This is a genomic window from Methylobacterium sp. Leaf85 (assembly GCF_001422125.1).
In the GTDB taxonomy this organism is placed as follows: Bacteria; Pseudomonadota; Alphaproteobacteria; order Rhizobiales; family Beijerinckiaceae; genus Methylobacterium; species Methylobacterium bullatum.
Genome location: NZ_LMME01000033.1, coordinates 110711 through 132844, shown reverse-complemented (window position 1 = coordinate 132844; position 22134 = coordinate 110711). Strand labels below are relative to the sequence as shown.

Annotated in this window: 22 protein-coding genes; 9 read left to right on the top strand and 13 right to left on the bottom strand. The window is 69.9% G+C overall.

The features are described 5' to 3' along the window. Window positions 1-75: 75 nt before the first annotated feature. The 4 genes from ASF08_RS20265 to ASF08_RS20250 form a co-directional block, all read right to left on the bottom strand. On the bottom strand, window positions 76-1596 hold the full coding sequence (locus ASF08_RS20265; RefSeq protein WP_055958871.1) for a tyrosine-type recombinase/integrase: 1521 nt from the start codon (window positions 1594-1596) through the stop codon (window positions 76-78). Window positions 1597-1903: 307 nt separating this feature from the next. Next, window positions 1904-2797, bottom strand: coding sequence for an NAD(+)/NADH kinase (locus ASF08_RS20260; RefSeq protein WP_056149066.1), 894 nt, complete (start codon window positions 2795-2797; stop codon window positions 1904-1906). A 105-nt stretch (window positions 2798-2902) separates the two neighbouring features. Next, window positions 2903-3886, bottom strand: coding sequence for an SPFH domain-containing protein (locus ASF08_RS20255; RefSeq protein ID WP_056149065.1), 984 nt, complete (start codon window positions 3884-3886; stop codon window positions 2903-2905). A 17-nt stretch (window positions 3887-3903) separates the two neighbouring features. Next, complete coding sequence (locus ASF08_RS20250) at window positions 3904-4629, bottom strand: NUDIX hydrolase (RefSeq protein ID WP_056149238.1); 726 nt, start codon at window positions 4627-4629, stop codon at window positions 3904-3906. 291 nt (window positions 4630-4920) lie between these two features. On the opposite strand from ASF08_RS20250, the gene ASF08_RS20245 reads away from it, so the two are divergent. Genes ASF08_RS20245 through hpxZ form a run of 3 tightly spaced genes read left to right on the top strand, consistent with a single transcriptional unit; the run spans window position 4921 to window position 6919 of the window. Continuing rightward, window positions 4921-5127 (top strand): DUF4089 domain-containing protein, encoded by a 207-nt coding sequence (locus ASF08_RS20245; RefSeq protein ID WP_082473291.1) that lies wholly within the window; start codon window positions 4921-4923, stop codon window positions 5125-5127. A gap of 8 nt (window positions 5128-5135) precedes the next feature. Beyond that, window positions 5136-6530: an AtzE family amidohydrolase gene (locus tag ASF08_RS20240; RefSeq protein WP_056149063.1), complete on the top strand. Its 1395-nt coding sequence runs from the start codon at window positions 5136-5138 to the stop codon at window positions 6528-6530. Between the two features lie 8 nt (window positions 6531-6538). Next, window positions 6539-6919 (top strand): oxalurate catabolism protein HpxZ, encoded by a 381-nt coding sequence (hpxZ, locus tag ASF08_RS20235; protein ID WP_056149061.1) that lies wholly within the window; start codon window positions 6539-6541, stop codon window positions 6917-6919. Window positions 6920-6989: 70 nt separating this feature from the next. Here the strand turns inward: hpxZ and ASF08_RS20230 are convergent, their stop codons facing one another. The 4 genes from ASF08_RS20230 to ASF08_RS20215 form a co-directional block, all read right to left on the bottom strand. Continuing rightward, complete coding sequence (locus tag ASF08_RS20230) at window positions 6990-7547, bottom strand: hypothetical protein (protein ID WP_056149235.1); 558 nt, start codon at window positions 7545-7547, stop codon at window positions 6990-6992. A gap of 76 nt (window positions 7548-7623) precedes the next feature. Further along, window positions 7624-9054, bottom strand: coding sequence for a protein adenylyltransferase SelO (locus tag ASF08_RS20225; RefSeq protein ID WP_056149059.1), 1431 nt, complete (start codon window positions 9052-9054; stop codon window positions 7624-7626). Window positions 9055-9338: 284 nt separating this feature from the next. Beyond that, the gene (locus ASF08_RS20220; RefSeq protein WP_056149057.1) at window positions 9339-9833 is read right to left on the bottom strand and encodes an AAA family ATPase; all 495 of its coding nucleotides are present in this window, start codon (window positions 9831-9833) and stop codon (window positions 9339-9341) included. 192 nt (window positions 9834-10025) lie between these two features. Next, window positions 10026-11714 (bottom strand): methyl-accepting chemotaxis protein, encoded by a 1689-nt coding sequence (locus ASF08_RS20215; protein ID WP_056149055.1) that lies wholly within the window; start codon window positions 11712-11714, stop codon window positions 10026-10028. Between the two features lie 292 nt (window positions 11715-12006). Here ASF08_RS20215 and ASF08_RS20210 point away from each other — a divergent pair, with 292 nt between their 5' ends. After that, window positions 12007-13023, top strand: a complete 1017-nt coding sequence (locus tag ASF08_RS20210; protein WP_056149053.1) for a KpsF/GutQ family sugar-phosphate isomerase — start codon at window positions 12007-12009, stop codon at window positions 13021-13023. Window positions 13024-13108: 85 nt separating this feature from the next. Here the strand turns inward: ASF08_RS20210 and ASF08_RS20205 are convergent, their stop codons facing one another. Further along, window positions 13109-13762 (bottom strand): TetR/AcrR family transcriptional regulator, encoded by a 654-nt coding sequence (locus ASF08_RS20205; protein WP_056149051.1) that lies wholly within the window; start codon window positions 13760-13762, stop codon window positions 13109-13111. 39 nt (window positions 13763-13801) lie between these two features. Between ASF08_RS20205 and ASF08_RS20200 the strand changes: the two genes are divergently transcribed. The 3 genes from ASF08_RS20200 (at window position 13802) to mutL (ending at window position 17096) form a co-directional block, all read left to right on the top strand. Next, the gene (locus ASF08_RS20200; RefSeq protein ID WP_056149049.1) at window positions 13802-14251 is read left to right on the top strand and encodes an abscisic acid-deficient protein Aba4 family protein; all 450 of its coding nucleotides are present in this window, start codon (window positions 13802-13804) and stop codon (window positions 14249-14251) included. Next, window positions 14248-15072, top strand: a complete 825-nt coding sequence (locus tag ASF08_RS20195) for a hypothetical protein (protein ID WP_056149048.1) — start codon at window positions 14248-14250, stop codon at window positions 15070-15072. Before ASF08_RS20200 ends, ASF08_RS20195 begins: the two co-directional genes overlap by 4 nt. Before the next feature lie 71 nt (window positions 15073-15143). Continuing rightward, window positions 15144-17096: a DNA mismatch repair endonuclease MutL gene (gene mutL / locus ASF08_RS20190; protein ID WP_056149046.1), complete on the top strand. Its 1953-nt coding sequence runs from the start codon at window positions 15144-15146 to the stop codon at window positions 17094-17096. Between the two features lie 4 nt (window positions 17097-17100). On the opposite strand, the gene ASF08_RS20185 is transcribed toward mutL, so the two are convergent. Further along, window positions 17101-17712 (bottom strand): FMN-dependent NADH-azoreductase, encoded by a 612-nt coding sequence (locus ASF08_RS20185; protein ID WP_056149043.1) that lies wholly within the window; start codon window positions 17710-17712, stop codon window positions 17101-17103. Between the two features lie 76 nt (window positions 17713-17788). Here ASF08_RS20185 and ASF08_RS20180 point away from each other — a divergent pair, with 76 nt between their 5' ends. After that, window positions 17789-18193, top strand: coding sequence for a winged helix-turn-helix transcriptional regulator (locus ASF08_RS20180; RefSeq protein ID WP_056149041.1), 405 nt, complete (start codon window positions 17789-17791; stop codon window positions 18191-18193). Between the two features lie 148 nt (window positions 18194-18341). On the opposite strand, the gene rsmD is transcribed toward ASF08_RS20180, so the two are convergent. The 3 genes from rsmD to ASF08_RS20165 form a co-directional block, all read right to left on the bottom strand. After that, on the bottom strand, window positions 18342-18899 hold the full coding sequence (gene rsmD, locus ASF08_RS20175) for a 16S rRNA (guanine(966)-N(2))-methyltransferase RsmD (protein WP_056149039.1): 558 nt from the start codon (window positions 18897-18899) through the stop codon (window positions 18342-18344). Then, window positions 18896-21139, bottom strand: a complete 2244-nt coding sequence (locus tag ASF08_RS20170; RefSeq protein ID WP_156629665.1) for a pseudouridine synthase — start codon at window positions 21137-21139, stop codon at window positions 18896-18898. Before ASF08_RS20170 ends, rsmD begins: the two co-directional genes overlap by 4 nt. Before the next feature lie 139 nt (window positions 21140-21278). Further along, window positions 21279-21482: a CsbD family protein gene (locus ASF08_RS20165; RefSeq protein ID WP_026175827.1), complete on the bottom strand. Its 204-nt coding sequence runs from the start codon at window positions 21480-21482 to the stop codon at window positions 21279-21281. Between the two features lie 139 nt (window positions 21483-21621). Here ASF08_RS20165 and ASF08_RS20160 point away from each other — a divergent pair, with 139 nt between their 5' ends. Continuing rightward, window positions 21622-22095: a nucleoside deaminase gene (locus ASF08_RS20160; protein WP_056149036.1), complete on the top strand. Its 474-nt coding sequence runs from the start codon at window positions 21622-21624 to the stop codon at window positions 22093-22095. Window positions 22096-22134: the final 39 nt, after the last annotated feature.

Sequence of the window (22134 nt, the reverse complement as noted above, 5' to 3'; positions counted from 1 at the left end):
GGGTCATCTCGTAACCCATTAAAATGGCGTGACTATTTCGGTGTTTCAAATCGGGATGCCCGATCGGGAAGATCCTTACGCGGCGAGGTCGACCGGTTTGGCGTCCTCCTCGACGTCGGCCGTCGCCTTCGCGCGCTTCCCCTTGCCGGCGAGTTCGCGCTCCCTGCGCCGGCGCGCCAGCTCGGCCCCGAGCTCGACGGCCGAGGGAAGGGCGGCCGCCGCGATCGCGGCCTGCTCGTCCGACCACGCGTGCCAGCGAGCCATCAGGGTTTGCTTGAGGTCCAGGCGATCGTCCTCGGTGTAGTGGCGCTCCAACACGTCGTCGCTGCGGATGCCCTCGTTGTGGTCGACGACCATTTTGACCGTGTCCCTCGGGATCCGGAACACGGACTGGCAGACCGTCGTCATGCCGCGGCGAAGGTCGTGCGGGGAGGCAACGACCCCCATGTCGAGCAGCCTGTGATTGATCGCGGCGTCGGATAGGTGCCCGTCGGAGGCGGCATCCTTCCGCGCGGCCCGGATCTGGGGGAACAGGTACTCGCTGCCGGCATCCCGCGCCCGCGCCATCTGCTGCTGGACGAGGTCCCACAGGGCAGGCGGCAAGGGCAGGGCATGCCTGTGCTTGTCGCCCCTCTTGGCCGCGGTCTTCCTGTGCGCCGGCCCCATCGACCAGACGCCCCAGCCCGGCACCTCGGCCCACGGGACGAAGTCCTCGACGAGGGACTCGACGATGGGACGGCGACGCTGGCCCGTCAGGACGAGGAGCTGCAAGGACGTGGCGACGGTCGGCTCCAGGACGCCGGCCCGGGCGATCGCGAGGACGCGCCCGATCTCGGCGGGCTTGGCCGTGTATCCGCCCGGCACCTTGCCGTTCGCGCGGGGCTTGTCGCCCGGCGTCCGCTCGGGCGCGCGCAGGCCCGGGATCCCGGCCTCGACGCCGCTGACCTTGCGGTGTTCGTGCCGGGCGAGGTAGCTCCACATCGGCCGCAGGACGGATGCGAGGTGCTCGGCGTGGCGCTCCCGGCCCGAGGCATGGATCGCATGCACGATCGTGGCGAGGTCCTCGATCGTGATGCGCTTCACCTTCCGGTCGGCGAACACCGCGAGCTCGGGCGAGTGGAGCAGCTTGCGATAGTCCGTGTGCGTGGCCGCCCGCCGGGTGCGCGCGACTTCGGTGAGGAATGCCGTGCGGGCCTCCTCCCACGTCCACTTGTGCGGGCCCCAGGAATCCAGGAACGCCTCGACCAGGGCCGGGTCCCTTGGGCCCTTCTCCGGCTTGGGAGGGAGCTTGCGCATCTGCCGCAGCTTGTCCCCGAGCCACTTCTCGTCCGGGAGCCCGAGCCCGTCGACAAGACGGCGCCGCGCCTCCGTGGCGATCGCGCGCGCCTCCACGAGCCGCAGCAGATCCGTCGAGCCGAGCGTCAACCTGTGGGTCTTGTGGCCGGTCTCGAACTTGAAGGCGAAGCGGACGCCCCTCGGCCCGACGCGCATGAGGAGCCCGGGGCAGCCGGCGTCGATGAGGTCGTACGCCTTCCCCTTGGGGACGGCGTCGGCGACGCCTTGCTTGACGAGGGCTTCGGTGAGCTTCACGGGCATGCGGCGTACTCGGGCGGATCTCGGGCGGAGGTTTTCGGGCGGATCGCCGCCCGGGTTCTCCGCCATCCCTATCGCCAACCCGTTGCCAAAGCCTTGATCGGACATGCTAAAAGCCTGGGCTCCACCGGTTTCATGCCCGTGCCGATCCGCCCGAATGGACCCGAAAATGCTCCGTTACGAGGAATCATAATCCTTGTGTCGGGAGTTCAAATCTCTCCCTCGCTACCAAGAATTCGACCCGCTAAGTCCATGACTTGGCGGGTTTTTCTTTGCGCGCTCTCGATCCCTCGAAACATCCCGGCGACACTTAGCCAATAGCGAGATTGAGCGTGCGATCCGCCGGCGAGAGCCTGACCTGGCGGCCCCATTCGAAGGCCAGGAAATCCTGCTCGATGCCGTCGGCGAAGACGACGCCGCCATCGTTCATGCGCGAGGTCACGAGAAGCCCGGCATCGGTCAGCTTGCCCGCGCGCAGCCGCGTGCCGCTGGCGACGCTCGGGAACGGCTCGCGCACCCAGTAGCCCACCGCCGCCTCCTCCGTGCCGAGGGGGAGGGCGAGATGCGTCGCCTCGGCGATGGACCGCGCCCAGCCGGTCACCCCCGTACCGGACGCGACGATGAGCCCGCTGGAGGATTGATCCTCCGCCTCGCCCGCCGCTTCGACCCGGTAGCGCGCGGATTGGTGGCTGCGGTGCCCGACGAAGATCTCGTTCAGTGCGAACAGCGTCTCGCCATGGTCGAGCACGGCCTTGACCATGGTGCGCCGCTCCACCTGCGCCGCGCCGTTGACGCTCGCGGTGAGCACCTGCCCGAGCCGCTCGACGGCGACCCGGACGAGGATCCCGTCGTAGAGGTCGGGCGCCGGGTTGACGCCGATCACCGGCTGCGCGCCGAGATACTTCGCGACATTGGCCACGAGCCCGTCCTGGCCCACGGCGACGACGACGTCGTCAGCGGCGAACAGGAAGCGGTCGAGGTCGGCGCGCCGCACCAGGGCCTGGCGCCACTCCCCCGGGACCGAGGCCCGTGCCCGGGAGAGCACGGCGTGGAACCGTTCGTGCCGCTCGACCACATCCTCGAGTTTCTGGCCGCGGCTCTCGAGGAAGAAGCGCGCCTGCCCGCTCGTGGCGTGCCGGGCGATCAGGGCCTCGTAATCGGTCTCGCGGATGACGAAGACGGCGCGGTGGGTGAGGGCGGCCATGCTGAGCAGGTTTCACAAAAGTGGTCACCGGTTTTGTGTCTTAAAACCTGCGACATTTCAAAGATCTAAGCGAGGTGAAGCGTTGGCTTGCCGACGCGAACCTGCTTAGCGCGCCCCCACCATCGGACGGGCCTTGTGGAACTCGCCCATCACGGCGGCGAGGAGATCGGGCGTCACGCTGACATGCTCGATCGTGTCGAGCTTGCCCGCCAGTTCCTGCGCGGCGAGGCCGAGCAGGATCGCGGGCGGCAGGTCGCGGTAGATCGCGACGCGCTGTGCCTCGGCCTGGACCTTGGCTCCCTCGACGAGGCGGATGCGCTCCGCTTCCGCCGTCGCCTCGACGCCCTGCGCCTCGGCCAGACCGGCGGCGCGGTTTCGCGCGTTCTCCGCCTCCTCGGCGATGAGGAGTTTCTCCCGGCGCGCCAGTTCCGTGCGCGTGGCGAGCTCGTTCTCTGCGATGGCACGCTCCTTCTCCACGGCGAGGGCACGGCGGGAGAAAGTCGCCTCGTCGGCCTTCTGCTGCAGCGCCTCGAAGGTCGGGGTCTGCAAGGCGCGTTCGAGTTCGCTCGTGGGTGCGAGGTTGGTGAGCCGCACCGACACGGCGGCGACGCCGATCTCGGCCAGGGACTGGTCCGCCGCCAAGACGGCCTCCAGCCCCCCGCGCAGGGGCTCGGGGCCGGCATCGAGGATGGTGCGCACCGGCTTGCCGCCGAGATATTGCAGCACCGCCTGACTGGCGATGCCGGCCATGCGCGCCTCGATCTTCTCGATCGGCTCGCCCTGGAGCTTACCGGTGCGAAGGTCGATGGAGAAATCGATGCGGCTGGCCAGACGTTCCGGATCGATCACGTGCCAGCCGATCGTCCCCTGCACGGCGACGGCCTGGAAATCCTGGCTGCGGCCACGGACGAACAGCGTCATCTCGCGGTCGTCCATCGGCATCTCGGCGATGCTCGATGTCTCCGGGCGGAACCAGAAGACGAGGCCCCGGCCGCTCTGGCGGATGCGGCCCCGGCGATAGCGGATGACGTGGCTGCTCGCCTCGCTCCGCAATTGCGCGACCAGACCGATGTTGCGGATCGATGCCATGGAAACCTCCTGTCGGGTCAGCGGGACGGTTGAAATCGGTAGAGTTCGGCGGGGCGGAACGACGTTCCGGCCTCGCGCGATCCGGTCGGCGCCAGCCAGCCCCGGTCGAGCATCCGGCGTCGGAAGGCCGGCTTGTTGAGCGTGGTGCCGAGAACCGCCTCGTGCACGTCCTGCAGCTGTCGCAGGGTGAAATGCTCGGGCAGGAGGGCAAAGCCCACATCCGAATAATCGAGCTTTCCGCGCAGACGCAGCATGGCCATCGCCAGGATGTCGGCATGGTCGAAGGCGAGGGGCAGAACCTCACCCTTGGGCGACAGTGCCACCACGTCTCCGCCCGCCTCGCCCGACCAGGGCACCTCGATCCCGGCCGCCACGAGGGAGGGTGCGCGCTCCAAAGCCTCGGCGAGGGCCGCCTCCGGCAGGAGGGCGAGATAGGCCACGCTGACGATCCGCATGCGCGGATCGCGGGCGAGCGCGCCGAACGTGTAGAGCTGCTCCAGATGCGCCCCGGTTATCCCCGCCTTCTCATGCAGGACATGGAGAGCGGCCGCATCGAGGGTCTGGTCGATCCCCACGAAACCGCCGGGCAGCGCCCAGCGACCGGCATGCGGATGCTGTTCGCGTTTCAGCAGCAGCGCCGCCGGGCGGCCCTCGCGCAGGCCCAGCAGGACGAGATCGACGGCGAGGGCAGGGCGCTCGTAGGCGGTGGGATCGTACTCGGCCAGGAATTCGGTTTCGGTCACGGGGCGAGCCTTATATGCGTTCTGCATCTTCGTTAGATGCGTTTTGCATATAAGGCAAGGGCAGAGTTCGACGTCATCCGGAACGATGGTGAGGATCGGATGCCGTCGGGTCCGACTGACCCGTTTCGCCCGCTCTCACGATCTCAGGACGGCGGATGGGGAAAGACGCTCAACCGCCTAAAGACGGCCATGACGCACAGGGGGCTTCCGTGAGATCGTCACATAGTCCGGCCCGACCCTTGCTCCCCGGGATGCGACGGTTCCGCCGGATCGGGGTTTGAGGAGGAAGCCATGGCCGAGATGCCGAAGACCGAGCCCGCATCGGGTGGGCTCGATGCCTATATCGACGCCGCCTCCGCCCTCCTCGGCATTCCCCTCGATCCCGCTTGGGTCGCGGCGGTGGGCGCGAACCTCACCGTGCTTCAGGGCGCCGCCGGCCTCGTCGCGGGGTTTCGCCTGCCAGACGAGGCGGAGCCGGCTCCGGTCTTCGCGGCGTGAGCGGCGGTATGACCGATCCGAGCACGATGCACGCGGCCGACATCGCCGGGTCCGTCAGGGATGGGGCGATCAGCGCCCGCCTGGTGGTCGAGGCCGTGCTGGCGCGCATCGCGCGGGTGGACACGGCGGTCAATGCCTTCACCGACGTGCTGCCCGAACGCGCTCTGACGAGAGCCGATGCCGTCGATGCGGCGCGAGCCCGTGGGGAGGCGTTGGGGCCGCTGGCGGGCGTGCCCTTCGCGGTGAAGAACCTCATCGACATCGCGGACCTGCCGACGCGGGCGGGCTCGAAGATCAACCGCGATCTCGCCCCTGCCGAACGGGACGGCGCCCTGGTGCGACGGCTCGAAGCCGCCGGGGCCATCCTCGTGGGCGGCCTCAACATGGGCGAGTATGCCTATGATTTCACCGGGGAGAACGTCCATGACGGCGCGACCCGCAATCCGCACGACCTCGGGCGCATGTCGGGCGGCTCGTCCGGGGGCTCGGGGGGCGCCATCGGCGCGGGCCTCGTCCCCCTGGCCCTCGGCTCGGACACCAACGGCTCGATCCGCGTCCCGTCCGCCTTCTGCGGCTGCTTCGGCCTCAAGCCCACCTATGGAAGGCTGACGCGGGCGGGGAGCTTCCCCTTCGTCGGCAGCCTCGATCATCTCGGGCCGATGGCGCGCAGCGTCACCGACCTCGCCTTGTCCTACGATGCCATGCAGGGCCCCGATCCGGACGACCCGGTGGCGACCACCCGTGCCCCCGATCCCGCCATGCCGAGCCTCGATGACGGCATCGGCGACCTGCGGATCGCCATGGCGGGCGGATACTTCGCGCGTGGCGGTGACAACGAGGCCTTCATGGCGGTGGAAACCCTCGCCGCATCCCTCGGCTCCAAGCGCCGGGTGGAGATCCCAGAAGCCGCGCGGGCGCGGGCCGCCGCATACCTCATCACCGCCGCCGAGGGCGCCGCACTCCATCTCGACCGGCTGCGGACCCGCGCCGCCGATTTCGACCCCGCCGTGCGCGACCGGCTGATCGCGGGGGCGATGATTCCCGCCCCCTTCGTGGAGCGCGCGCAGCGCTTCCGCCGCTGGTACCGGGCGGCGATGCTCGACCTGTTCCGCGAGGTCGACATCATCCTGGCCCCCTCGACCCCGTGCCGGGCTCCGAAATCGGGCCAGGTCACCTTCGAGCTCGACGGGGTGACCCTGCCGGTGCGGGCGAATATCGGCGTCTTCACCCAGCCGATCTCGTTCATCGGCCTGCCCGTGGTGGCGGTGCCGGTACGGCTCGACGACGGCCTGCCCCTCGGCGTCCAGGTCATCGCCGCCCCGTGGCGCGAGGATCTGGCGCTGCGGGTCGCGCGCCACCTAGAGAGGAACGGCGTCGTCTCCGCGCCGCATGCGATCCTGTGAGCGAGCCGATGGAGATCGATGCGCCAGACGTGATCGCCGAGGTCGAGGCCGCCTTCGCGGCCTATGAGGCGGCGCTCACCGGCAACGACGTGGCGACGCTGGAAGCCCTGTTCCACGACGATCCCCGCACCATCCGCTACGGCGGGGCTGAGAACCTCTACGGCATGGACGCGATCCGTGCCTTCCGCCGCGCCCGCTCACCGGCCGGGCTGGGGCGGACCCTGTCCGATACGGTGATCACGGCTTACGGGCGGGATACGGCCGTGGCGATGACCCTCTTCCGCCGCGACGGATCGCCCGGCAAGGTCGGCCGGCAGAGCCAGACCTGGATCCGTTTTCCCGATGGCTGGAAGGTCGTGGCCGCGCATGTGAGCGTCATCGACGGTTGAGGCACGTCATTCCCCCGCCCCCGCGCGGGAGACGTGCACCTTCAGGGCGCGGGAGATCCGTGGCGTCCGCTCACGTCTCCTGAGGCGTCGTCTCGTTGACGACGCGGCGCAGGCGTCCCTTGCGCTTCTCGTACTGGAACATCGAGGTCAGGGTCGGATCGTTCGGATTCGGTGTCGAGACGATCGGCTCCGGTGCCGGTGCCGGTTGGACCGCCGGGGCGGGGGCCACCCGCTCGAGCGCGAGGCGGACCACCTCGCGGTCGCGCCGGATCAGAGCCGCCACGGCGCCGTCGGCGGCCATCGTCGCGCTGGCGCCGTCGCTGAACGTGATCGGCAGGGTCGCGGCGGTATTGGCCGAGGATTCGAGCACGTCGAGCCCGAGTCCCACGAAGGACGCAGCAAAGCCGAAGGGCGACGGTAAGGCCTTTGTCGAGGTGGCCAGCGCGCCCTGGAGACCGCGCACGATGTCACCGCTCCAATGCGCCTCCGGCGTCGACTCGGGCGCGAGCCCGAGATCGGTGAGATCCTCCACGCCGCGGGCCTCGCCGTTGGGAAAACGGAACACGCCGTTCTCGTAGGTGGCCACGCCCTCGCCGAAGGTGCCTGCCGTGATCCGAATGTCCGTCATCGTGCCGTCCAGGCGGACGTCGCCCGCCGCCGTTCCCCAGAACAACGCAGCCTTGTGTCCGAAACAGGGCGCCGTCTCAGGCGATCGCTGACGGCGCAGTGCCGTAGGCCTCCGCCATCTGGGCGATCGCCTCGAGCTTGGCATGGAGTGCCGACCAATCGTCCCGCTCGGCGATGGGGTCCCACAGGCTCTCGACCTCCTCGATCAGCATCGTGCAGGGCGTGGTCCCGGCGAAATACGGGTGGTCGAGGCGGAGGGTCTCCACCGGGGACAAGGATGCGAGGCTGGTTCTGACGGCGGCGAAATCCTCGCGCTCGTAGAAGGCGGAGGAAGGGCTCGCCGCCGCACGGTCGGCGCTGAGGAGACCACCGTACCAGTCGAAGAAGGTCTGCTCGAACGGCGCCCGGCTCTTCGCCAGGAAGCCCCAGAAGGCGGCGACGAACCGGTGCAAATCCGCCTCGTCCGCCGGCTTTGCCAAGCCCAGCCGAGCGAGGAGAGCCTCGGCGAAGGCATCCTGAAGGCTCGATCCGAAGACTTTGAGGGCGCCTTCGAGGGCGTCGCGGTCGGCGAGCGGCATCAGGCATTCGGCGAGCCGGCTGAGATTCCAGAACAGGGCCTCGGGCTGGCGGCCGAAACTGTAGAGGCCATGGACGTCGAAATAGGCGGCGGTGAAGCCCGGGTCGCTGGTCGGCGTGAAGCGCCACGGACCGTAATCGAAGCTTTCGCCCGTGATGTTGATGTTGTCGGTGTTGAGCACCCCGTGGACGAAGCCCGCCGCCATCCACTGGGCCCCCGTGCGGGCGACCCGGCGGCAGACCTCCTCCAGGAAGGCGACGGCACGGGGCGCGGTCTCGTCGCGCCAGGCCTCCGGCAGATAGGTCCGCACCGCATGATCGAGGAGCTTCTCGATGTTGTGCGGCTCGTCCAGCGCCAGCAGGCGCTGGAAGCTGCCGATGCGGATATGGGAATGGCTGAGGCGCACCAGAACGCTGGACCGGGTGGGGGAGGGCTCGTCGCCCCGCTCCAGTTCCTCGCCGGTCTCGATGAGGCTGAAGGTTTTCGAGGTGTCGACGCCCAGGGCCTCGAGCATGGAGGTGGCGAGGATCTCGCGCATGCCTCCCTTCAGGGTGAGGCGGCCATCGGCCGTGCGCGACCACGGCGTGGTGCCGCTGCCCTTGGTGGCGAGATCGAGGAGGCGACCGTCAGCGAGGTCGTGAAGCTGGGCGAACAGGAAGCCGCGCCCATCGCCGAGATCGGCGTTGTAAGAGCGGAACTGGTGGCCGTGATAGCGCAGCGCCAAAGGCTGGGGCAGGCTGCCGGCGAGGGGCTGGAACCGGCCGAAATGCGCCACCCACGATTCGTCGGAAAGGTCGTCGAGCCCCACCCGCGCCGACCAGGGCCGGTTCCGGTAGCGAAGGATCGTCTTCGGGAAGTCGGCGGCGGCGACGACGTCGTAGAAATCGGGGCCGAGTTCGGCGTGCTTCGCGGCGGTGCGTGGTGATGGCATGGGCGGGCAGGGGTTCCTACGAGAACGGCCGGGACACTAAGCAGGTTTCGCAGAAGTGGCCGCCGGTTCTGCGATAAAAACCTGCGACCCATCAGAGAGCTAAGCAGGGTGAAGCGTCGGCTTGCCAAAGCGAACCTGCTTAGTGTCTCTCACAAAACTCCCGCCGCGCTGTCCTGCTCGGAGCAAGAACCGACCGTAATCGGGAGTTTTGTGAGGCACTCTTAGCGAGGGCAGGCCGGCGATGACAGCCGCCCCCGACCACGCGAGCGCCGTTCGGAGAAAGGTCACGTACCTCCGAACCGCCGCTGCTCCGCCCGGCTCGCCAAGATGATGACCTTGCCGGAAAACCTCTCGATCAGGGCGAGGTTCCGGGCTCGCCTCTTGCGGTTCCAGGTCCAGACGTAATGCAGGAACTCGGCGTCGAGCCGTTCCGGGCATCCGCGGGCCGCGTCCGGCCGGACCCGGCGATAGCTCGCCGCCAGGCGCCGGATCACGCGCGCCATCGTCAGCCAGGCCGGGAGATCGAGATAGACCAGGGTATCCGCCGCCTCGAAGCGCGGCCCGATGAGGTCCGTGTAGTTCCCGTCGATGATCCAGCGGGGGAGGGCCGCGAGGCGCTCGACTTCGGTACGGAACTCGGTGGCCGGCACGGGCTCCCAGCCGGGACGAAAATAGGCCTGGTCGAGATGGAAGACGGGCAGGTCATGCGCGGCGCCGAGACGCCGCGCCAGTGTCGATTTCCCGCTTCCGGGCGGCCCCATGACGATGACGCGCTGCATCCGAAAGGCATACCGCGCCGGGGGAGGATTTCGCCAGTCGACCTAGGGGCATCCGGCGCCGCGCCGTCGCCTTCCGAGTCGGAATGGGCGACCCGGAGGGCAATCGCCACGTGACGCTCGTGGCGAACCCATGAGGCGACCAGACCTGTCGCGGAGGGAGACGGCGCTCCCTCCGCGGGAGCCCGACCCCGGTCAGGCCGCGCGGATCGTGGCGAGGAAGCGGCCCAGCTCGGAGTTGAGATGTTCGGACTGGCGCGACAGCTCCGATGCCGCGCCGAGCACCTGGCTGGCGGCAGCGCCGGTCTCCTCGGCGGCACCGGCCACGCCCGCGATGTTCACCGTGACCTCTCCCGTGCCGGTGGCGGCCTGGGACACGTTGCGGACGATCTCCTGCGTGGCGGCGCCCTGCTCCTCCACCGCGGCGGCGATCGTGGTGGCGACGGCGCTGATCTCCTGAATGCGGGTGGTGATGCCGCCGATCGCCGAGACCGCCTGATCGGTGGAGCCTTGGATCGAGGCGATATGGCCGCCGATCTCCTCGGTCGCCCTGGCGGTCTGGTTGGCGAGTTCCTTCACCTCGGCGGCGACGACGGCGAATCCGCGCCCCGACTCGCCGGCACGGGCCGCCTCGATGGTCGCGTTCAGGGCCAGGAGGTTGGTCTGGCCCGCGATGGCGCTGATCATCGTCACCACGTCGCCGATCTTCGCCACGGCGCTGTTCAGGTCCTTCACGAGCAGCGCGGTCCGCGCGGTTTCCTCGACGGCGACATGGGCCAGGCTGGCCGAGGCGCTGACCTGACGGCCGATTTCCTGCACCGACGAGCCGAGTTCCTCGGCCGCCGCCGCCACGGTGGTGACGTTTGAGGCGGCCTGTTCCGCCGCGGCGGCGACGCTGGTGGATTGCGCGGCGGTCTGCGTCGCGGTGCCGGCCATGCCCTGCGCGGTAGCCTGCAACTCCGTCGCCGAACTGGACACGGTCTGGATGATCCCGCCGACGGCGGACTCGAAGCCGTCGGCCATGGACCGCATGGCGGCCTTGCGCTGCGCTTCCGCGCCGGCACGGACCAGGACGGTCTCGTCTTCCAGAGCCTTCATCCGGTGCAATCCGTCCTTGAACACCTGCACGGCGTCGGCGATGCGCCCGATCTCGGTCCTGGCGTTCTGGTGCGGGATGGTCACCGACAGGTCGCCGGCGGCGAGGGCCTGCATCGGCTGCACCACGGAATCGATGCCTCGGGTCACGCCGCGGATGATCAGGAAGGCGGACAGGACGGAGAGGAGGACCGCGACGACGATGGCGGCGATGCCCAGGGTCCGGGCCTGTTCGAAGACCGACTTGCTCCGCGCCTGCGCCTGATCCGCCCCGACATTGTTCAGGCTCACCAGCTTCTCGAGGGCGTCCGACATGCCCCGGCGGATGGTGATCCCCTTGGTCTCGTAGAACGAGAAGGCCTGCGCCTTCTCCCCGTTGCGGGACATATCCAGGATGGTCTGGCGGATCGCGGCGAATTTGGCGGCCTCGCGCGTGAACGTCTCGTAGAGTTCGCGCTCTTCGGGAGAGGCGATCATCCGCTCGTAGGCGAGCTTCTTCTCGTCGATCCTCTTTCCGAACCGCGCGAGGTCGCCCTCGATGGTCGCCAGCTTCTGGGGGTCGGTTTCCTGCGTATGACGCAGCATGACGCCGTTGTTGCGGGCCGTCAGAGTATCGATCTCGCCGAGGACACGAACACTGGGGAGCCAGTTGTTTTCGATGTCGAGAGCTTGTTCGCGCATGCGCTGCGTACTGACGATCCCAAGCACTCCCAGGCCAACAACGAACAAAGTAAGCAGGGAGAATGCCGTGATGAGCTTGGCACGAATCGAGAGAGCCTGGATCGACATGAAAACCTCTTCCTGACCGCGGATCGCGACGATCAGCTTTTACTTTGGATTTGACATTCCAGCCGAACGGTTAACGATCACTTGTTGTCATTGGAAATATTTTAACGTCGGCGTATTACAGGCCATCCGCCGGTCTGAGCCTCCTCCCGCCGGCCCCCGATACCTTCTTCTCCGCCCCGCCGCCGATTCCGGTGCGCGGCGTCCCACGCGCCCAAGCCCCCATCCGACCACATTCGCCTTGCATAGGCGGCACGTCATGGCGCCGCGCGCGCCGGCGAAGGCGAGGATTGTCATGGGCGGTGCTGCAGCGGAGAAGCGGATGACGCCCCCCGATGCCGGCCATGCGCCCGCCATCGCCTCGGCCCTGCGCACCATCGAGACCGAGTGCGAGGGCCTGCGCTGCCTGATGGAGGCCATCGGCAACGGTCTCGGCACCGCCTTCTCGGACGCCGTCGCGCGCATCTCCGCCGCCAAGGGCCGCGCCATCCTCACCGGCATGGGCAAATCGGGCCATGTCGGCCGCAAGATCGCGGCGACCATGGCCTCCACCGGCACGCCGGCGCTGTATGTCCATCCGGCCGAGGCGAGCCATGGCGATCTCGGCATGATTCAGCCGCAGGACGTCGTCGTCGCCCTGTCCTGGTCGGGCGAGACCACGGAACTCGCCAACATCATCGGCTATGCGCGGCGCTATCGGGTCGGCCTCATCGCCATCACGGCGAATGCCGGCTCGACCCTCGGGCGTGAGGCCGATATCTGCCTCACCCTGCCCAAGGCCCGCGAGGCCTGCCCCAACGGGCTCGCGCCCACCACCTCCACGGCGATGCAGCTCGCTTTGGGCGACGCCCTCGCCATCGCCCTGCTCGAGGCCCGCGGCTTCTCCGCCCGCGAGTTCGGCATCTACCATCCCGGCGGACGCCTGGGGGCTTCGCTCCGGCAGGTCCGCGAAGTGATGCATGCGGGTGACCAGCTGCCGGTGGTCCGGCGCGGCACGGGTATGCGGGCCGCCATCGCCGAGATCGACGCCAAGGGCTTCGGATCGGTGGTGGTGGTGGAAGAAGACGGCCGCCTCGCCGGCATCCTCACCGACGGCGACCTGCGCCGCAACGTGTTCAGGGCCGATCTCGACAGCCTCGTGGTCGAGGCGCTGATGAGCGTCCGGCCGCGCACCGTGAGCCCGGAGACCCTTCTCGCCAAGGCCCTGGAAATCCAGGAATCGATGAAGATCACCTCGCTGATCGTCGTCGAGAACGAGCGCCCCGTGGGCCTCGTCCATTATCACGACCTGCTGCGGGCCGGGGTCGCCTGACGACGGGTCCTACCCGGCGAAGTCTGGAGCGGATCCGCCAATGGTCTCGCGATGAGCGCTGGCGTCGCGCCGCGCTGTCCCGGCATCACACCGTCAGGCAGTCGAGGATAGGCTCCAGCATCCCGTCGATGGCCCCACGCGCCACCTCGGCCGGTCCCAGCGCACCGTCGAGGGCGAGCCGGGCGAGACCATGGACCAGGGACCAGCAGGCGATGGCCCTCGGGTCCGGGGCGGCATGATTGGACGCCGCCGGTAGCCCGTCATCCTCGAAAGGGGTTCCGGCCACCGCCGCTTTCAGGAGCCCGAAGGCGCGACCGGCCGCCGCCGCGTAAGCCGCGTCGCCCGTATCGATCCGCGCACAGCGCCACATCGTGTCGAACTCGGCCGGATGGTCGAGGGCGAAGGCGACATAGGCCCGGCCTTGCGCGCGAATGCGCCCGTCGCGGTCGGTCGCGGCGGAATCGGCCGCGGCCAGCGCGTCGCCCAGCATCCTAAAGCCCTCCGTCGCCACGGCGGTGAGCAACCCGCGCGCATCGCCGAAATGATGCTGCGGAGCCGCCGGCGAGACGCCCGCCCGCCGCGCCGCCTCCCTCAGGGAAAACCCGTCGATCCCGCGCTCCCGCAGGATGGCCGTCGTCGCCCGGATCAAGGCGGCCCGCAGATCGCCGTGATGGTAGGCCGAGGCTTCCGTGGCTGCGACGCCCTTCGATGACTTGACAGTGTCAAGATGCTCACTCATGCTCGATCTATACGATGTCAAGATAAGGATGGGCAAGACGTGATCCCCGCAGCGAGCCTGTTCTCCCTCTGCAGCACGATCGCCCTCTTGGGCTGGGTCGCCCTCGCCATCGCGCTGTTCGCTCCCCGGCTCCGAAGGGCCACTTGGATCGGCACCGGCCTCGTCCTGCCGGCGCTTCTGGCGGTGGCCTATATCGGCATCCTGGCGGCAGGGTTGGCGGGCGGCGCGAAAGGCGGCTTCGACTCCATCGAGGCGGTGCGTTCCCTGTTCGCGGACGACCATGCGCTCACCGCCGGCTGGATCCATTATCTCGCCTTCGACCTCTTCGTCGGCACCTGGATCGCCCGCGCCGGGATCGGGGCGGGGATCTCGCCGCTGCTGCTCCTGCCCTGCCTCGTCCTCACCTTCCTGGTCGGCCCGGCCGGTCTCCTTCTTGCCCTCGTCATCGGGTTCAGCACCGGCAGGCTCGGCCTGGAGACCCGGCCATGATCGCCTTCACCCTCGGCGGAGACGCTCTCCGCCCCACGGCACTCGCCCGGCTTCGGGCGGACGATCCCGTCCTCACCGCCTTCGGCCTCGCCTGCCTGCTGACCGGCGCCGTCACCCTGGCACTCCCCCTCGTCGATGGGAGGCTCATCGATGGCGCCTTCGTCTGGGCGAAGCCCGCGAAGTTCTTCGTTTCGGTCGGTGTGTACGCCGTGACCTTCGCCTGGTTCACCGGCTACGTCCGGCCGGATCGGCGCCGTTCGCGCTCGCTGCGGATCGGCCGGTTCCTGCTCGTCGTCGCCGGCGGGTTCGAGCTCGCCTACATCACCCTGCAGGCGGCGCGGGCCGAGGCATCGCATTTCAACGACGGCGATCCGCTGCACGCCGCCCTCTACGCCCTGATGGGGTTCATGGCCCTGACCCTGCTCGCTGCCAAGATTCCCCTGGCCATCGCGGTGGCGGTCCGGCCACGTCCCGGCCTCGAGCCGAGCCTGCGTCTGGCGGTCATTCTCGGCCTCGCGACGACGGTGATCCTCGGGGCCGCCACCGGCATCGCCCTCAGCGCCAACCATGGCCATGCGGTCGGCCCGACCGGTGCGAGCCTGCCCCTGCTCGGCTGGAACCGGGCGGGCGGCGACCTGAGGATCGCCCATTTCCTCGGCATGCACGGGGAACAGATCGTGCCGTTCGCCGCCGCCTCCTTCATCGCCCTCGGCCTGCCGAGGCGACGGGTGCTCGTGCCCCTGGCGGCCTGCCTCCTCTGCTGTGTCATCGCGGGGGCCTGGGTCCAGGCGGGGCGTGGTCTCGCCTTTCCCTTCGGTTGATCGCATCCTTCCCACCGCGATGACGTCGGCGGCGCTTTGAGGCGGCGGCGCGCTCGCCTATGCTTGGGGGAATGCCGCCCGTGCTCCGCCCCGTCCGCCGCCTCGACCCGATCCTCGTGGACCGCATCGCCGCGGGCGAGGTGGTGGAGCGCCCGGCCTCCGCCGTGAAGGAACTGGTTGAGAACGCCATCGATGCCGGCGCCACCAGCATCGAGGTGACCATCGAGGCGGGGGGCCGCCGGCTGATCCGCGTGGTGGATGACGGCGCCGGCATGAGCGCCGACGATCTCGCCCTCGCGGTGGAGCGCCACGCCACCTCGAAACTTCCCGGTGGCGACCTGAGCCGCATCGAGTCCCTCGGCTTTCGCGGCGAGGCGCTGCCCTCCATCGGGGCGGTGGCCCGCCTCTCCCTCACCAGCCGCACGGCCGAGGCCGAGAGCGGATCGACCCTGGTGGTGGATGCCGGCATCAAGGGCGAGGTCCGTCCCGCGCCGAGCCCGCGCGGCACGCGGATCGAGGTCACGGACCTGTTCTCGGCGACGCCGGCGCGGCTGAAATTCCTGAAATCCGACCGCGCCGAGGCGCTGGCCATCGCCGATGGGTTGCGGCGCCTCGCCGTGGCGCAGCCCCGGATCCGCTTCGCCCTCCGCTCCGAGAGCGGCAGCCCCCTCGTCTTTTCCGCCGAGACCGGCGACGACGCGGCCTTGCGCCGGCTCACGGCGGTGCTGGGGCCGGATTTCGGCGCGAGCTCGGCCCCCCTCCACATGGCGCGGGAGGGCTTCGCCCTGTCCGGCCATATCGGCCTGCCGAGCTACCATCGCGGCGCGGGCAACCAGATCCACTTCACGGTCAACGGCCGCCCGGTGCGCGACCGCCTGCTCCTGGGCGCCGTGCGCGGGGCCTATGCCGACACGATGAGTTCGGACCGTCATCCGGTGCTCGGCCTCGCCATCACCTGCGATCCCGCCCTCGTCGACGTGAACGTCCATCCCGCCAAGACGGAGGTGCGCTTCCGCGAGCCGGGCCTCGTGCGCGCCCTCATCGTCAGCGCCATTCACGAGACCCTGCGTCAGGTGGGAGCGCGCAACGCCAGCACCGGCGCGTCCCGGACCCTGGACGCCCTGCGCCCGGGCCATCCCTCACCGACGATGCGACCGGCGATGCAGGCGCATTCGGGTCGTGGCGCCTGGTCGGGCAGTGTGCCGCTTCCGCCGGGCCTGCCCTCGTTCGGCGCGCCCGCCGGCCTCGCGCCGGCATCGTCCTTCGGTGCGCGCGGGGGCCTGTTCGAGGCCCCGCAAGCGGCGTTCGGCCGGCCGGAGACAGGGTTCGAGGAAGCCGGGCAGGCGCTGTTCTCCGGCGATCTCGCACCACCCGGCGCCGACCTGCGCCAGCCGGAGATCGAACCACCCGACAGCGAGCATCCCCTGGGGGCCGCCCGCGCGCAGCTTCACGAGACCTACATCGTCGCCCAGACCCATGACGGGATCGTCCTCGTCGACCAGCACGCGGCCCATGAGCGCCTCGTCTACGAGCGGCTGAAGCGCGAGCGCGCCGCCGGCGGCATCGCCCGCCAGGGCCTCCTGATCCCCGACGTGGTGGAGATGGCGCCCCAGGACGCCGAGCGCCTGATCGCGGCCGCCCCCGACCTCGACCGTCTCGGCCTCACTCTGGAGGCCTTCGGCACCGGCGCCGTCCTCGTGCGCGAGGTTCCGGTGGCGCTGGCCGATTCGTCCACCCGCCATCTCCTGGAGGACATCCTCGACGCCCTCGACGAGAGCGGACTGGAGGAGGGGAGTGCGGACGGCACCGAGGGCGGCCCCCTCGGGCGGCGCCTCGACGCGATCCTCTCGCGCATGAGCTGCCATGGCTCGATCCGCGCCGGCCGGCGCCTGCGCCCCGAGGAGATGAACGCGCTCCTGCGCGAGATGGAGGCGACGCCCTTCGCCGGCACCTGCAACCACGGCCGCCCGACCTTCGTGGAACTGAAACTCCACGACATCGAGCGGCTGTTCGGCCGGCGCTAGGCCTTCAGGCGGTAGCCAGAACGGAGGCGGCGTCGAGCGCCCCGGCGAGGGCCTTCTCGCGGGCTTCCGGACCGAGGGCGATCCCCTCGGCGATGACGAATTCCGGGTTGGTGATGCCGATGAAGCCGAGGACGACCCGTAGATAGGTCTCGGCATGCTCCGCCGAGGCGGCGGGTGAACCCGCGCCGTAGAGGCCGCCGCGCGCAACGGCGACGATGATGCGTTTCTCCGGCACGAGGCCGACGGCGCCGCTCTCGGTGTATTTGAAGGTCTGGCCGGCCACGAGGATGCGGTCGATCCAGGCCTTGAGCTGCGTCGAGATCGTGAAATTGTAGAGTGGTGCGCCGATCACCACGATGTCGGCGGCCAGGAACTCCGCCAGCACCGCGCGGCCGAGCGCGACGTCGTTCTGGATGTCGGGCGTGTTGGTGGCGTTGGGCTGATGGCCCGCGAGATAGGCGCCAGAGAGATGAGGGATCGGCGTGGCGGCCAGATCGCGATAGGTCACCTCGAGATCGGGCGCTCCCGTGCGGAGGCGGGCGACGATGGCGGCCGAGACGGCGCGGCTGACGGAATGCTCGCCCAGGATGCTGCTGTCGATGTGCAGAAGATTCATGTTCGATCCTCGGTATCAGAATGATACCGAGGCGCTATAGAGTACCGGAGCAGCGCTCGCACAAGGAGGCACATTCGTGGAACCCGGACACACGGAGGTAACCGAGGCACAGCCCATTCACCGCCCCGGCGATTGCCGGGTGGTCGGTACGGTGCTGGCGCGGGTCGGCGACAAGTGGAGCATCCTCGTGGTGATGACGCTCACGGACGGCCCCCGACGCTTCAACGAATTGAAGCGGATCATCGGCGGCATCTCGCAGCGGATGCTCACCTTCACCCTGCGCGGCCTGGAGCGCGACGGCCTCGTCTCGCGCACGGTCACGCCGACAATCCCGCCCCGCGTGGATTACGAACTCACCGAGCTCGGCCGCTCGCTTCAGGTGCCGGTCCAGGCGCTCGGCTCCTGGGCCTTCGCGAACCTGCCCACGATCCAGGCCGCGCGGACCCGGTTCGATGCAGACGGCAAGACGGGCGCGGGCTGAGACGGGGGCGTTCGACGGGCGTGACAGAGGGAAGACCGGCCGCTCAGGGCCGGTAGAGACAGGATCGCGCGTGGCGTCATCGAGGACCATGCCGGGGCAACGCGGCGGCGATGACCGATGGTTCCCGGCGCGCGCCGGGGTCGCAGGCTCAGGCCTCGAAGCGCGAGAAAGCCAGGGCGGTGTCGCCGTAGACCCGCCGCTCCAATTCGGTGAAGCCGGGCGGCAGCGCGACATTGGCGCCCGCCGCCTCCTCGACCACCACCAGGGCGCCGGGGGCGAGCCACCCGCCATGGGCTGCGCTCGCCAGCGCAGCCGGCGCGAGGTCGCGGTTGTAGGGGGGGTCGCAGAAGACCAGGGTGAAGGTCCCGCTGGTGCCGGCCGGGCCGAGCTTGGTCGCATCGCGGCGGAACAGCCGGGTTTTGCCGGCGCAGCCCAGGGCATCGATGTTCTCGCGGATCAGACCGCGCGCTTCGGCGCCCTCGTCCACCAGGAGGGCATAGCTCGCCTCGCGGGACAGGGCCTCGAAGCTCAGCGCCCCGGTTCCGGCGAAGAGATCGAGGACCCGCGCGCCGGCCACCGCGTCGTCATAGGCATGGGCGAGGACGTTGAAGAGCGCCTCGCGCAGTCGATCCGAGGTCGGCCGGATCGCGTCCGATTTCGGGGTGGCGAGGCGGCGTCCACGCAGGTCGCCGCCGACGATCCTCACCGCGAGCCGCCACGGGGCGGACGTCCGCCCCCGCCACCGGGCTTGCCGCCCGCGCCACCGCCGCGATTGCCGAACCCACCGGGCTTGGCCGAACCGCCGGGACGGGACGAACCACCGGCCTTGAAGCCGCCCGGCCTTCCGGCCCCAGCGGGCTTGCCCGATCCGCCGGGCTTGCCGAACCCACCGGGCTTGCCGAACCCACCGGGCTTGCCGAACCCACCGGGCTTGCCACCGGGCCGGAAGCCGCCGCGATCGGCGCCCGAGCGTTCGGCGCCGATGTCACGGTCGCCGCCCTGGCGGTCGTCGGAGCGGCCCTTGAAGCCCGCTCCCTTGAAGCCGCCGGGCTTGAACCCGCCCGGCCGGCCGCCGCCGGGACGATCGTCGCCGCCACGATTGAAGGCCGGCTTCTCGCTGCGGATTCCCGCCGGCTTGTCCCCACGCGGCTCGCCACGATTGAAAGCCGGACGTTCCGCGCGGTCGTTGAAGCCGCCGCCATCGCGAGGCTTGAAGCTGCGGGGGCGCTCGTCGCCGCCACGAGGCGGACCGCGCCGCTCGGCGCCATCGGCGGGCCGCCCGAAACCGCCGCGCGGAGCATCGTCCCGGCGCGGAGGCCTCGCATCGCTGCGCGGGGGCCTTGCATCGCTGCGCGGGGGCCTGGAATCTCCGTCGAACCGGCGCTGCGGCGGCCGGGCATCGGCCTCCTCGCGGCGGGCCGCCTTGGCATCGGATTGGCGCAGCGTCCGGACCGGGCGCTCGGCGCCGCCCGTCTCGTCACGCCGGGCACCGCGATCACGGCGATGCGGCTCGGGGGCCGGCTCCTGCGGGCTCGCCTTCAGGCGCTCCACCAGAACACGGCGCTCGCCGGTATTGATCGCGCCCACGCGCTCCCGGCCGCGGGCAGCGGATGCCTCACGCTCGGCCTTGGGATCGGCGCCACGGCGGGGGATCTTGACCCGGCGCGCACCATCCTCCTGGGGTGCTGCCTCTTCGGCGCGCCAGACCGAGCGGCGGGGACCGGCGCTGTTGCCGCCCGTGGGAACCCGTGCGGGTTCGGCGGGCCTGCGCAGGGGGCGGTCGCCGCCACGGTCGCGGTCGCCACCGCGCTCGCCGCCGCGCGGGGCGTCGTCGTAGCTGCGCCCGGCGCTTCGCGCCGCGGCGGCCGAGGCGCTGCGGGCGGGCTGCTTGGTCTGTTGCTGCGCGGCCTTCGGCGAACCGAACGGGGCGATCGGCTCACGGTTGGGGCTGGTGAAATCGACGCCAGCCTGATCGGCGAGGGTGGGGCCGAGCTGCTCCTTGAGCACCTTGGTGCGGATCTCCTCGACGAGGCCCACTTCGAGGTCGCCGAGCTGGAACGGGCCGAAGGACAGGCGGATCAGCCGGTTCACGGCCAGACCCAGGTGCTCGAGGATGCGCTTGACCTCGCGGTTCTTGCCTTCGCGCAGGCCCAGCGTCAGCCAGAGGTTGTCGCCCGAGGCCCGGTCGAGGAGCGCGTCCACCGGGCCGTAATCCATGCCGTCGATGGTGACGCCCTTGCGCAGCTTGTCGAGCTCGGCCTGATTCGTGTCGCCATGCGCGCGGACGCGGTAGCGCCGCAGCCATCCGGTATCGGGATGGGCGATCACCTTGGCGAGGCCGCCATCGTTGGTGAGCAGCAGCAGGCCTTCGGTGTTGATGTCGAGGCGGCCGATGGCGACCACGCGCGGCAGGTCCTCGGGCAGGGCCTCGAAGACGGTCTGGCGCCCTTCCGGATCGCGTGCCGTGGTCACGAGGCCCCGCGGCTTGTGATAGATCCACAGCCGGGTCCGCTCGCGGGCGGGCAGGGGCTCACCGTCGACGGTGATCTCGTCCGCATCCGTCACGTTGATCGCCGGCGAGGTCAGCACCTTGCCGTTGAGGGTGACGCGGCCCTCGGCGATCATCACCTCGACGTCGCGGCGGGACGCGATGCCGGCGCGCGCGATGGCCTTGGCGATACGGTCGCCCTCGGGCGTCGCCGAATCGGAATCACCGGTGGCACCCGCCTCAGCGGCCTTGGCCGCCGGCCGCGGCAACGCCGCCTTGCGGCGCAGGGGGGCGTCGCCGCCCCTGGCGGGCGCGGCCCGGCGCGGAGCCGGCTGCTCTTCGGCGGAAGGTCCGGGCACACCCGCATCGGTCGCCGGGGACCACGCTTGGCCGGAAACGTTGTTGGTCTCGGGCGCGTCCTCGGACCCGCCCGTCTGTTCGTCTGTCTTGTCGCTCATCCGAGCCCCATAACAGAGCGGAGGCGAGGTTGCGAGCGATTGCGCGTGGAGCGGCCCGCCCGCCGCGCAAGGGGGCGTTGCAGCCGCATACGAAAAAGGCGGCCTCCCGGCCGCCTTCTCTAATGTTCCGTACCGAAGCTCAGAGCTTGCTCTTCACCGTGTCGGCGGCGTTCTTGACGCCGTCCTTGGCATCGCCGACGGTCTTCTGGGCTTCGCCCTTCAGTTCCTGGGCCTTGCCCTCGGCCTTGAGCTTGTCGTTGTCCGTGGCGTTGCCGATGCCCTGCTTCACGTTGCCGACCGCTTCGTTGGCGAGACCCTTGATCTTGTCGGTGGTGCTGCTCATCGTCTGCTCCTGAAAAGATCCTGCGGCCTTGCCGCGTCGGTAAGGAAACGGCTCCATCGCCGCGATGTTCCTGCCGGGCCATCACGGGATCTCGACCCGCCGGGTTTCTCGATGAAGACAGATCTTGGGTTCGACGACAGTGAATGCCCCCCTCTCCCCCAGCAACGCCACCGACCCTCTGAGCCTCGCCTTCGATGCCGCCCGCCGCGCGGCCGACGAAGGAGAGGTGCCGGTGGGGGCCGTGATCGTGCGGGACGGCGCGATCCTCGGCGTCGCCCATAATCGCCCCCGCGCGCTGCGCGATCCCACCGCCCATGCGGAGATCCTGGCGATCCGCGCCGCCTGCGCCGCCATCGACGACGAGCGCCTCATCGGCTGCGACCTCTACGTCACCCTGGAGCCCTGTCCGATGTGCGCCGGCGCCATCTCGTTCGCGCGCATCCGTCGGGTCTATTTCGCGGCCCTCGATCCGAAGGGCGGCGGAGTGGAACACGGGCCACGGGTGTTCAACCAGCCCACCTGCCACCATGCGCCGGAGGTCTATGGCGGCTTGCGCGAGGCGGAGGCCGCCACGCTCCTGCGCGATTTTTTTCGCGATCGGCGGGAGGGCTGAGGCCAGGAGCCTTCCCGGGCCCTGGGACGTTCGGCAACA